Origin of the sequence: Collimonas silvisoli, assembly GCF_018305005.1 — a bacterium.
GTDB classification, from domain to species: Bacteria; Pseudomonadota; Gammaproteobacteria; order Burkholderiales; family Burkholderiaceae_D; genus Collimonas; species Collimonas silvisoli.
This window is the reverse complement of record NZ_JAGQEG010000077.1, coordinates 14,713-27,552: the sequence shown is the minus strand read 5'-3', so window position 1 is coordinate 27,552 and position 12,840 is coordinate 14,713. Positions and strand designations below refer to the sequence as shown.

Sequence of the window (12,840 nt, the reverse complement as noted above, 5' to 3'; positions counted from 1 at the left end):
GCAGCAGCAAGAGCCAAAGCCATAGCGAGCAAAGCAGTACAAGCGCCAAGGGCAGTAATGTTGCCGCTGGCGGCAACCTCAATATCGTGGCAACAGGCGCAGGCAAGGATAGCAACATCAATGTCATTGGTTCCAATATCACTGCGGGCAATAACGCCAAGCTGATTGCGGACAACGATATCAACCTGCAAGCGGCCAAGAGCACGTATGAGCAGCACAGCACGAATAGCTCCAGCAGCGGCAGTATCGGCGTCGGCGTCGGCACCAACGGATTCACGGTCAGCGCTAGTGCCAGCAAAGGGCGCGGCAATGCCGATGGATCGGACGTCAGTTACAGCAATACCCACGTCACCGCCGGCAACCAACTCGTCATTGCCTCCGGCGGCGACACCAATATGAAAGGTGCAACCGCCAGCGGCCAGCAGGTCATCGCCGGAGTCGGCGGCAATCTGAATATCGAAAGCCTGCAAGAGAGCAGCACCTACAATTCAACGCAAAAGAATGTCGGCGTCGGCGTCACCATCCCGATTGGCCCAGGAGCAGGCGGCGTCAACGTCAGCGGCGGCAAGAGCAAGATCGACAGCAACTTCCAAAGCGTCACTGAACAATCCGGCATCAAGGCGGGCGACGGCGGCTTTGCGATCAATGTGCAAGGCAATACCGATCTCAAGGGCGGCGTGATTGCCGGCACCGACAAGGCCGTGCAGGACGCCAAGAACAGTTTCGTCACCGGCTCACTCACCCAAAGCGATATCCAGAACAGCGCCAGTTACAGCGCCAACTCCGTCAGTGTCACCGGCGGCGTCGGCACCCAGCCAGCAGGTAATCAAGGCACCGGCGTCGGCTTCGGTCACGACAGCGGCGACGCCAGCAGCACCAGTCAAAGCGGCATCAGCGGCATAGCCGGCAACAGCGATGTCCGCACCGGCGACAAGGAAAGCGGCATCGGTAAAATCTTCGATCAAGCCAAAGTGCAAAAGGATATCGATGCACAGACGCAGATCACGCTGGCGTTCAGTCAGCAGGCGCCGAAAGCAGTCGCCACCTTTGCGGGTGGACAGGCCGCAGACCTGCGCAAGCAAGCTGAGCAAGAACCCGATCTCGACAAACGCGCCGCACTGATGGCCGACGCCAGCAAATGGGATGAAGGCGGCGTGTATCGTATCGCCTTGCATACGGCCACTGGAGCGTTGAGTGGTGGTGTCGCCGGGGCATTGGGAGCCGGTGCGACTGCCAGCGCCGCTCCGCTATTGACCGATTTGCAAAACAATGTCCGCGATGGTTTGATCAACGCCGGGGTTGATCCGGCCACAGCCAACCTGACATCACAAGCCATTGCGTTAGGGACGGCGGCGGGGATGGGGGCGCTGGCGAGTGGTGGTAGTGTTGCTGGTACGGGGATGGGATTGGCGGTTGACGCTAACAATCGGCAACTTCATCCGGATGAGAAAACATGGATCAAGAATAATGCGCAGCGTTATGCGTCCCAAAAGGGCATTTCTTACGCTCAGGCAGTACAAGAGTTGACTGCGCAGGGAGATCGTCAAGTGCAGAATGGTTCGCCCGGTGCTTGGGATCAAAACGCCAGTGCATTTTTAAGTCAGGCGCATGGCATGCTGGCCGCCGAAGGCAATAGCGGGCCGGGATATATGTTCTATGCGACGCCGGATCAGAAGGCTAATCCGAATATGTATGCTGGGTTCGGGGGGACGAATACGCCATCGGCGGCGGATCTTGCGGCGGCAATCAGTCGTGATCAGGCAATTCGACAAGGCGCGAGTGATGCGACTCTTGCCGCTGCCGGGGCTGCGGGCGCACTTGCTGGTGCGGGACCGTTGAGTGCCGGAGCGATGGATGCCTATGCGGCTTACAAGGCTGCGGCGGCGGCGTATTCGCCGGGGGCGGCTTTGGGGACGGGGATGGCGGTTGGAGGAGCCTCTTATACTGGTGGGGCGCTAGGTAGTGCGGTCTTTGATAGATTCTACGGAACGGGGCAGCCTATTGGTGCTGGCTTTGACCAACGCTTCTCTTATCTCGGACTAGGTGTAGCCATGACGGCAGGTGGTTTAACGAGTATGTACAGCACGGCAATGTTTGGTTGGGCTGGTGTGCCAAACACCTTCAAAAACTGGGCGACATTGCCGGGATTTATCATCCGCGTTAATAGCGGAGTAATCGGCAAGGCTGCAGGTGGCGCAGCTCAGGGCGCTGTCAAATCATCCCCTAATCAATAATCGGAGGTCGCTATGATTGATGGTCTTTGGCATGGAATATTTGGCGGACTATTCGGCCCTGCGATTGCGCAATGGTTGAGTCGGTTTAAGTATTGGGTGATTTTTTTAGTAGCGACTGTGGGTATGCATATTGGATTCTTTATATTAGGGTCTTATGAAAAAGGCGTTCAATTTGCGACTCAAGCGATGTTGACAAATATTTTTACCGTTGAGAGTATTTTAGCTACTGTAGGTATAGGTTTGCTCGCTGTCTTCGTAGCATTTGTAGGTTCATTGAACACTCCCAAGAAGCCAAGCGAAGACGATAAAAATAATCCATAGTATTTGTTGTTTACAAACGTAAAGTCCCATCCTCACCCAGCCGCAGCTGGATGTTGTTGGGGATCTTTTAGCCGCTAAAAAAGAACGTGCGAATGTCGGCGTTATTCTGCCGTGATCACCAAGCACCCGGCCATGACTCTGACCCTAGCGCGAGTACGTGGCAAGAACCCTGCTGCGGTGAGCCATGCGCCTTGCAAACGTATCCTTGATTTCGTACCGAGAAATTCTGGCAATTTCTCGACGAGAATCAAGCGTTCGCGATGGGTCACGAGCGATTCTGCTGCGTGTGCTGGCACAGTGAGCCGTTCTGTTATGGGGACGGTAGAACTATCTTCTGTGAATTGTTTAGGTAAAGGAGATGATTTAGGTTTGCGGATACTCGTCATTGGGAATTCCTTCCTGGTGGCAGTTGAGTCCTCCCTCTCACTGTCAAACGGGAGGGAGGCAAAAGCAGGGTTGACAGACCGGCCCACCAAGCTACCGGCAGCCCGAAGGCTCCCCACCATTGCCCCCCATAGAGCGCGCGCAACGGTGTTAGCACAAACCGCATTGCGCGGCTTGTACTCTTGATGGAAATCAGGCTGTCAAACCTGGCCCCTTCTTTTTTCAGGGACGGAGGCGACTATAAACGCTATCGGACACGATGACAATCAGTACACAGCTTAAAGAATGTTTTGACTACGTCAGCGGAAGCGCCCGATCGGCCAATCAAGCGGGCCATACTATCACCACTATCAGCGGCAATACGCAAACGGTGAGCGTGCCCGGCGCACCGATCCCGAATCTGGTGCAGCCACAACCGGACCAACCCTACCTGATCGAAACCGACCCCAAATTCACCCACTACAAAACCTTCATTTCCAGCGATTATTTATTAGGCCGCCTCTCGCTCGATCCGCAGAAAGTGCAAAAGCGCCTGGGCGATGGGTTCTATGAACAGAAGCTGATCAACGACCAGATCGCTGAACTCACCGGCAAACGTTTCCTGGACGGCTACGCCAGCAACGAAGCCCAGTACAAGGCCTTGATGGAAGCCGGCGTTGCCAGCGCGGCGCAGTTCCAGCTCACGCCCGGGATTGCCTTGAGCGCAGCGCAGATGGCGGCGCTGACATCCGATATCGTCTGGCTGGTCGAACAAGAGGTGACGCTGCCCGATGGCAGCCGCACGAAAGTGCTGGCGCCGGTAGTCTATCTGAGCCGCGCCAGCGCAGAAGACATCGCCCCCACCGGCGCGCTGATCTCCGGCAAGGATATCGATCTGACCATCAACGGCAACCTGCACAACGGCGGCACGCTGCAAGCCTCCAACAAGCTGATTGTGCAAGCCAACGATATCGCCAACACCGGCGATATCCGCAGCACCGGCAAGGATGGCAGCACTATTCTTGTCGCGCAAAACGACATCCTTAACAATGGCGGCAGTATCGCCGGCCACCGTGTCGGCATCCTGGCCGGGCGCGATGTGGCGATGAGTACCGCCGCCAGCTCTGTCACTGGTGTCCACGGCACGAATACGACATTGGGACGGGTTGCCAGCGTCACCGCCGATCAGTTATCGGTGCAAGCCGGGCGCGACCTCAATCTGGCCGCGACCGCCATCAACACGACTGGCGATGCGGCATTGGCAGCGGGCCGTGACCTCAATTTGACGGCAGTCAACACTCAAAGCAGCTACAACGCCACCTATGACAACGACAATCACCTGTATCAAACACAGACGCAAGTCAACGGCAGCGCCATCAACGCCCGCGGCAAGCTGGCCCTGATCGCCGGCCAGGATATCAACGCCGCCGCAGCCTACGCCAATGCCGGCGGCCAGTTGGTGGCCGCCGCCGGGCGCGATGTCCATATCGGCACGGCCCAGCAAACCGGCAGCGTCGATCAGGCGACTTACTTCACCTCCAAAGGCATGCTGTCGTCATCGAGCGACCGTTCGCAAACCAACGTCAACACCAGGACCGCCGTCGGCAGCACCTTGTCGGGCGACAGCATGATCATTCAGGCCGGGCGGGATATTGGCGTCACCGGCAGCAATATCGTTGCCACCAACGATGTCGATCTGTACGCCAAGAACAACGTCACCATCAGCACTGCGCAAAACACCAGCGACAGCAGCTATCGTCTCGAAGAAAAGACCTCCGGCATGTTCAGCAGCGGCGGCGTGGGCGTGACCATCGGATCGAAGAATCAACAAACCGCCCAGACCAGCCAGCAGACCACGCAGACCGGCAGCACCATCGGCAGCACCGACGGCAATATCCGCGTCAGCGCCGGCAACGCCTATACCCAGACCGGCAGCGATGTGATTGCGCCCAAGGGCGATATCGGCATCGCCGCCAAATCCGTTGATATCACCGCCGCCACCGAAACCATGCACGCGACGCAAGACAGCAAGTTCAAGCAAAGCGGCGTCACCGTGGCGGTGACCAATCCAGTGATCTCGGCGGTGCAGACCGCGCAGCAGATGAATCGGGCGGCGAGCCAGACCAGCGATGGCCGGATGCAGGTGCTGGCTGGGGCGGTTACTGCGCTGTCCACCTACAACGCCGTCGACGCCGTGTCCAAAAATCCCGGAGCCGCCGGCGGCGTCAATGTCAGCGTCAGCCTGGGCAGCAGCAAGAGCCAAAGCCATAGCGAGCAAAGCAGTACAAGCGCCAAGGGCAGTAATGTTGCCGCTGGCGGCAACCTCAATATCGTGGCAACAGGCGCAGGCAAGGATAGCAACATCAATGTCATCGGCTCCAACATCAGCGCAGGTAACAACGCCGCTCTCAGAGCCGATGGCGACATCAACTTGCAGGCCGCGCAGAACACCTATGAGCAACACAGCAGCAACAGTTCCAGCAGCGCCTCGGTTGGCGTCGGCTACGGCACGACCACCGGTTTCACCGTCAATGCCAGCGCCAGCCAGGGTAAAGGCCGTGCCGATGGATCGGACGTCAGTTACACAAACACCCATGTCAACGCCGGCAACCAACTGGTCATTGCCTCCGGCGGCGACACCAACCTCAAAGGCGCCACCGCCAGCAGCCAGCAAGTCATCGCCGCAGTCGGCGGCAACCTGAATATCGAGAGTTTGCAAGACACCAGCACCTACGACTCCAAACAGCAAAACGTCGGCGTCGGCGTCACCATCCCAATCGGCCCCGGTGCAGGCGGCATCAACGTCAGCGGCGGAAAGAGCAAGATCGACAGCAACTTCCAAAGCGTGACCGAGCAATCCGGCATCAAGGTGGGCGACGGCGGTTTCGATATCACAGTCAAAGGCAATACCGATCTCAAGGGGGCAGTGATTGCCAGCACCGATAAGGCTGTGCAGGACGCCAAGAACAGCTTCGTCACAGATTCATTAACCCAAAGCGATATCCAGAACAGCGCCAGTTACAGCGCCAACTCCGTCAGCGTCACTGGCGGTGTTGGCACCCAGCCGGCAGGTAATCAAGGCACCGGCATCGGCTTCGGTCACGACAGCGGCAACGCCAGCAGCACCAGCCAAAGCGGCATCAGCGGCATTGCCGGTAATAGCGATGTCCGCACCGGCGACAAGGAAAGCGGCGTCGGTAAAATCTTCGATCAAGCCAAAGTGCAAAAGGATATCGATGCACAAACGCAGATCACGCTGGCGTTCAGTCAGCAAGCACCGAAGGCCATCGGCACATTCGCAGATAGCCGGGCCAATGCGTTAAAAGAGCAAGCCAGAACAGAACCCGATCCCGACAAGCAAGCCGCGCTCCTGGCTGACGCCAAGGAATGGGAAGAAAACGGTAAATGGCGTATCGCCTTGCATAGCGCCGCCGGAGCCTTGAGCGGCGGTGTTGCCGGCGCATTGGGTGCGGGTGCAACCGCCAGCGCTGCAACACTACTGACAGACCTGCAAAATAATATCCGCGACGGTTTGATCAACGCCGGGGTCGATCCGGCTACCGCAAATTTGACATCGCAAGCGATTGCGATGGGAACGGCAGCCGGCATGGGCGCATTGGCGAGCGGTGGCAGTGCTGCTGGCGCGGGGATGGGGTTGGCGGTCGACTCGAATAATAGACGGCTTCATCCGACAGAAACGCAGATGATCAAAGACAATGCGGCTCGTTTTGCGAAAAAAATATACGGCACTGACAATCCAACGCAAGACCAAATTACCGCTGCCACAGCGATGCTGGCCAACACAGCACAAAATCTGGTGGATTACAACTTTGGTTATGATGTGCCTTATTTCAAACAGGCAGAAGATTTCCTGCATGTGCTGCAATCGGAATATGCGGCACAGTCGTCTAATCTATCCATCGGGAATGGACAGTATTTGTTTTACGCCACCAATGAGCAAAAGAATCAGCCGTGGCTTAACAGCAGTGGCGTGGACAAAGAAATTGCCGGTGTGATTGTTAAAGCGCCGATCAAGCAAGCGGAAACCACAGGTATCAACGCTATCAAGCGCGACCCGGCGACCAGCCTGCCATTGGATGATGAAGGACGTTATAGCCAGCAATATGTCATCGATGGCAAAACCTATTCAGCAAAATATTTCCCGTGCCCCCGAGCGTCGGCGGGTTGCGGTGGGCAGAATATGGATATGTCTGATCCACAGACGGCGGCTTATATCAAGGCATTGGACAAGAAAGTGTTTGATGACATTGGGAAGGGAGCAACGTTAGTTGCCATAGCTAATCCGCTCGGGGCGTTGGGGGCTGCAGCTGGCTTTATGGGTCAAGCGTCATCTATTGCATCTGGCATGGTGAATGATAGCGTTGGCCAAGCCACAATTAAAGAACTCGGGCAAGCCGGCGCTCAAAAATACCTTGAAGCTGTTTTTGGGTTACCAGCAGCTGCGGCAGTACGTATCACTGCAATTATCGATTTAGCTGGTGGCTGGGCTGCGTTCGTTGGCCGAGCCAATGCGGAATTTGTGGAGAAAGGAAAATGAAAATTTTTAGTTCTAAAAACAAACGACTTCTATTTTCACTACTTATTCTTGGCGCAATTTTTCGAATTTTTTATATATATTTTACGAAAGATTGGAAGAATTCATTATGGATCGGAATATGTTTCATATTGCCAATTTGGATTACATATGCCTTTCTGTATGACAAAGATATGTATGGACCATATGGCTGGAATAATGGCGAGAATCAGATTGGCAGAACAATCATTACTATTTTAACTTGGGGAATATATTTCTTATTGGTATTCAAAGACTTGAATTTCTCTTGAAGCCTCGTGGAGTTTGGCAAGCATTTATAGATCGTTTAAAAGAACAAGCGGATGATTTATTTGGAGACAAAAAATGAGATCTCAAAAAATTTTGGCATTTATTTCTTACATAGTTCCCCTTGCTGCTTGCATTAAATTTCTGATGCTATTTCTTTCCCGAGCATATACAGAATTATTATTCTGGATTATTGGAACAGCGTGGGTCGTATGGTTAATTTTTTCTTTTCGTTTTAATAAAAATTTACCTGGTGTAGGTCCTTTTAACTATGGTGATGGGAAGAATCAGGAAGCACGAAGTATCTTTACAATAGCAGTTATCACAGCTTTCTTTTTAGCTGTATTTTTTTCTTGAGTACAAATTTTCATTGGCGCAGACCTGCGAAATTTGCAAATAGCCGGGCCAGTGCGTTGAAAGAGCAAGCCAGAACAAAAACCGATCCCGATATGTCATCAATGGCAAAACTTATGCCGAATCTGGTGCTGCCGAACAGCCAGTTGTTTACGGTGCAGTCACAACCGGACCAACCCTACCTGATCGAAACCGACCCCAAATTCACCAACTACAAAACCTTCATTTCCAGCGATTATTTATTAGGCCGCCTTTCGCTCGATCCGCAGAAAGTGCAAAAGCGCCTGGGCGATGGGTTCTATGAACAGAAGCTGATCAACGATCAGATCGCCCAGCTGACCGGCAAACGCTTCCTGGACGGCTACGCCAGCAACGAAGCCCAGTACAAGGCATTGATGGAAGCCGGCGTTGCCAGTGCGGCGCAATTCCAGCTCACCCCCGGGATTGCCTTGAGCGCAGCGCAGATGGCGGCGCTGACATCCGATATCGTCTGGCTGGTCGAACAAGAGGTGACGCTGCCCGACGGCAGCCGCACGAAAGTGCTGGCGCCGGTAGTCTATCTGAGCCGCGCCAGCACAGAAGACATCGCCCCCACCGGCGCGCTGATCTCTGGCAAGGATATCGATCTGACCATCAACGGCAACCTGCACAACGGCGGCACGCTGCAGGCATCGAACAAGCTGATTGTGCAAGCCAACGATATCGCCAACAGCGGCGATATCCGCAGCACCGGCAAGGATGGCAGCACTATTCTTGTCGCGCAAAACGACATCCTTAACAATGGCGGCAGTATCTCCGGCCACCGTGTCGGCATCCTGGCCGGGCGCGATGTGGCGATGAGTACCGCCGCCAGCTCTGTCACTGGTGTCCACGGCACGAATACGACATTGGGACGGGTTGCCAGCGTCACCGCCGATCAGTTATCGGTGCAAGCCGGGCGCGACCTCAATCTGGCCGCAACCGCCATCAACACGACTGGCGATGCGGCATTGGCAGCGGGCCGTGACCTCAATTTGACGGCAGTCAACACTCAAAGCAGCTACAACGCCACCTATGACAACGACAATCACCTGTATCAAACACAGACGCAAGTCAACGGCAGCGCCATCAACGCCCGCGGCAAGCTGGCCCTGATCGCCGGCCAGGATATCAACGCCGCAGCAGCCTACGCCAATGCCGGCGGCCAGTTGGTGGCCGCCGCCGGGCGCGATGTCCATATCGGCACGGCCCAGCAAACCGGCAGCGTCGATCAAGCGACTTACTTCACCTCCAAAGGCATGCTGTCGTCATCGAGCGACCGTTCGCAAACCAATGCCAATACCAGCGCTGCCATCGGCAGCACCTTGTCGGGCGACTCCGTGATCGTCCAGGCCGGGCGCGATATTGGTGTCACCGGCAGCAATATCGTTGCGACCAATGATGTTGACCTGCATGCCAAAAATAACGTCACCATCAGCAGCGCGCAAAACACCAGCGACAGCAGCTATCGTTTCGAAGAAAAGACCTCCGGTGTGTTCAGCAGCGGCGGCGTCGGTTTCACTGCCGGTAAAAAGGAACAACAGAATACGCAAACCAGCCAGCAGACCACGCAGACCGGCAGCATCATCGGCAGCACTGACGGCAATATCCGCATCAGCGCCGGCAACGCCTATACCCAGACCGGCAGCGATGTGATTGCGCCCAAGGGCGATATCGACATCCTCGCGCAGAAAGTGGACATCAACGCCGCCACCGAGACCATGCACGCCACGCAGGACAGCAAGTTCAAGCAAAGCGGCGTGACGGTGGCGGTGACCAATCCAGTGATCTCGGCGGTGCAGACCGGGCAGCAGATGGGCCGGGCGGCGAGCCAGACCGGCGATGGCCGGATGCAGGTGCTGGCCGGTGCTGTTACTGCCTTGTCCACCTACAACGCCGTCGACGCTGTGTCCAAAAATCAAAGCACAGCAGGCGGCGTCAATGTCAGCGTCAGTCTCGGCTCCAGCAAGAGCCAAAGCCATAGCGAGCAAAGCAGCACAAACGCCAAGGGCAGCAATGTCGCGGCGGGTGGCAACCTCAATATCGTGGCAACAGGCGGCGGCAAGGACAGTAACATCAATGTCATCGGCTCCAACATCAGCGCCGGCAATAACGCCAAGCTGATTGCGGACAATGATATCAATCTGCAAGCGGCCAAGAGCACGTATGAGCAGCACAGCAGCAACAGTTCCAGCAGCGCTTCGGTTGGCGTCGGCTTCGGCACGAGCACCGGCTTTAGCGTCAACGCCAGCGCCAGCAAAGGGCGCGGCAATGCCGATGGCTCGGACGTCAGTTACAGCAATACCCACGTCAGCGCCGGAAATCAACTTCTTGTGGCCTCCGGTGGCGATACCAATCTGATCGGGGCGGTCGCCAGCGGCAAACAAGTGATGGCCGATGTCGGCGGCAACCTCAACATCGAGAGTCTGCAAGACACCAGCACCTATAATTCCAAACAAAATAACGCTGGCGTCGGCGTCAGTATCCCGATCGGCCCAGGCATCGGCAGTGTGAGCGGCAACATCAGCAAGAGCAAGATCGACAGCAATTATCAAAGCGTCACTGAGCAATCCGGCATCAAGGCGGGCGACGGCGGCTTTGATATCACAGTCAAAGGCAATACCGATCTCAAGGGAGCAGTGATTGCCAGCACCGACAAGGCCGTGCAAGACGCCAAGAATAGTTTGACGACAGGCACCCTGACCCAAAGCGATATCCAGAACAAAGCCGAGTACAAGGGCGAAAGCATGGCTGTCGGCGGCGGCTACAGCTTTGGTGGCGGCGACAGCGGCGTCGGCAAGGATCAGAAAGGCGATGCGCAATCAGGCCCTGCGCAAGTACCGGGCACGACCTTGCCAAGCGAAGGCGGCGTTTCCATGAACGTGCCGATTGCCATGAGCGCGAGCGGCAGCGCCAGCAGCACCACTGCCAGTGGCGTCAGTGGCGCTACCGTCAAAATTACCGATGACGCCAAACAACAGGAGTTGACCGGCAAGGACGCTGCCTCGACCATCGCCGGCATCAATACAGACGTCGCCAGCGACAAGGACGGCAGCAATACAATCAAGCCGATCTTTAATTTGCAAGAGATTCAAGCAGGGTTCGAGATCACCAAAGCGCTTGGTAATGAAGTGGGTACTTTTATCAACAACAAGATGCAGGAAGCTGACGCCAAGAAGAAAGCCGCCAATGATCCCAACAGTAATTTAACGCCGGATCAACGCAAACAACTGCTGAGCGATGCGCAAGCCATAGAAAAAGATTGGGGCGCGAATGGCACGTATCGGCAGATTGCTACCGCGTTGACTGCAGCGGCCAGCGGCAATGTCACCGGCGGCGGAGCGCAGTTCGTCCAAGCCGGAGTGGTCAATTATGTGCAGCAGCAAGGCGCCGGCTATATTGGTAAGCTGGTTGCCGATGGCGCGCTGAAAGAAGGTTCGCCGGAACATGCCGCGCTACATGCGATTGTCGCCTGCGCAGGCGCGGCGGCGAGTAGCCAAAGTTGTGGCGCGGGAGCGATGGGCGCGGCAACCTCAAGTCTATTGACCAATCTGTTTGCCGATAACAATCCAAACGAAACCAATGCGCAAAAAGAGGCCAAGGGTAATTTGGTGAACAGCCTGGTGGCCGGACTGGCGACGATGACGGGAGCGAACGGAGCGACGGCGACCAATGCTGCAACGGTGGCTGTGGATAATAATTGGCTGTCGCCAAAATTGCAGATAACAAAAGCCATCGCGAAACGTGACTGTGATAACGGAAATCAAAAAGCATGCGGTTACGTCGACGATTTAAACAAATTTGACGTCAGCACGAAAAAGCAGTTGGATCAACTGGTAGATGCTTGCAGCAAAGGTGCTGCCGACGCGTGCGCGCAGGCCAAGCAGGTTCTCTCGACAAGAATGGAGTTAGCTAAAGAAGAAATACAGTCTTGCTCCGATGGTGCATATAGCTGTCACGGGATGTACCTGCCAAGTGCACGGGAGGTGGCGGAGGCATTGGAAAAATTACCAGGGGCTGGAAGTGGGGCGACGACACCGACGATGGATCCTGTGACTGCGGTGGTATTGCTTCGGATGGGTCTTTCTGCGCCGTATGTCGGGGCAGGAACAACTTCTGTTGCTGTAGCATCTGAAGGAGCTAATCAGTATCTTTATGGAGATGGGACATTTAACTACGAGCGCATGATGAATGCTGGGCTTATTTCTTGGGGATCAGCCGGTATCGGCAGCGCATTAAATAGCTTAGGCTCGGTCGCTGCACTTGGCGGCGCCACCAATGCTGCAATAACTGCTTATAACAATAGCCAAACCGGCAGTAATGACTCCATTGCATGGAGTGCGTTAACAGGAGCGGTATTCTCTGCTGGCGGCAAAATCGTCGGTGATACGGGTGGTCATTATTTAAATGGGGCTATGAATTACACACAAAAACTCGATCCTAAAGTTGCTGCTCTTTTGCAACGGCCAGGAGGCGCTTTCGTTCCTACTGCCAATCAGAGCAATCTTCCTTGGATTTTTAGAAATATGGGGAATACGTGGTTACCCGGCACTTCAGCCGTTGTTCCGTCCATTCCTGCCAATGCGTCAGGAGAGAAAAAATGAGAGGGGAATGGAAAATGTTTTTGCTGAAATTGTATACCTCGAAGACTTGGGGAAATGGAAATTATCCAGGGAGAATTATTGGCCCTTTAATGATGTTCGACGTTCT

General features: G+C 55.4%; 6 protein-coding genes. 5 read left to right on the top strand and 1 reads right to left on the bottom strand.

Annotated features, from left to right (window positions below; genetic code table 11):
- Both KHU33_RS18940 and KHU33_RS18935 read left to right on the top strand, forming a co-directional pair.
- Positions 1 to 2,234 (top strand): hemagglutinin repeat-containing protein (locus KHU33_RS18940; RefSeq protein WP_211465757.1); only part of this gene is annotated, 2,234 nt, incomplete at its 5' end.
- 12 nt (positions 2,235 to 2,246) lie between these two features.
- Positions 2,247 to 2,555 (top strand): hypothetical protein, encoded by a 309-nt coding sequence (locus tag KHU33_RS18935; RefSeq protein ID WP_211465755.1) that lies wholly within the window; start codon positions 2,247 to 2,249, stop codon positions 2,553 to 2,555.
- 101 nt (positions 2,556 to 2,656) lie between these two features.
- Here the strand turns inward: KHU33_RS18935 and KHU33_RS26925 are convergent, their stop codons facing one another.
- Positions 2,657 to 2,941, bottom strand: a complete 285-nt coding sequence (locus KHU33_RS26925) for a SymE family type I addiction module toxin (protein ID WP_211465753.1) — start codon at positions 2,939 to 2,941, stop codon at positions 2,657 to 2,659.
- 257 nt (positions 2,942 to 3,198) lie between these two features.
- On the opposite strand from KHU33_RS26925, the gene KHU33_RS18925 reads away from it, so the two are divergent.
- The 3 genes from KHU33_RS18925 (at position 3,199) to KHU33_RS18915 (ending at position 12,734) form a co-directional block, all read left to right on the top strand.
- Entirely contained in the window at positions 3,199 to 7,476 is a 4,278-nt protein-coding gene (locus KHU33_RS18925; RefSeq protein WP_211465751.1) for a hemagglutinin repeat-containing protein, read from the top strand.
- A 360-nt stretch (positions 7,477 to 7,836) separates the two neighbouring features.
- Positions 7,837 to 8,115 carry a hypothetical protein gene (locus tag KHU33_RS18920; RefSeq protein WP_211465749.1) on the top strand — a complete coding sequence of 93 codons (279 nt, stop codon included), beginning with the start codon at positions 7,837 to 7,839 and terminating at the stop codon, positions 8,113 to 8,115.
- Positions 8,116 to 8,216: 101 nt separating this feature from the next.
- A complete protein-coding gene (locus KHU33_RS18915; protein WP_211465747.1) occupies positions 8,217 to 12,734 on the top strand; it encodes a hemagglutinin repeat-containing protein in 4,518 nt (1,505 codons plus the stop codon).
- Positions 12,735 to 12,840: the final 106 nt, after the last annotated feature.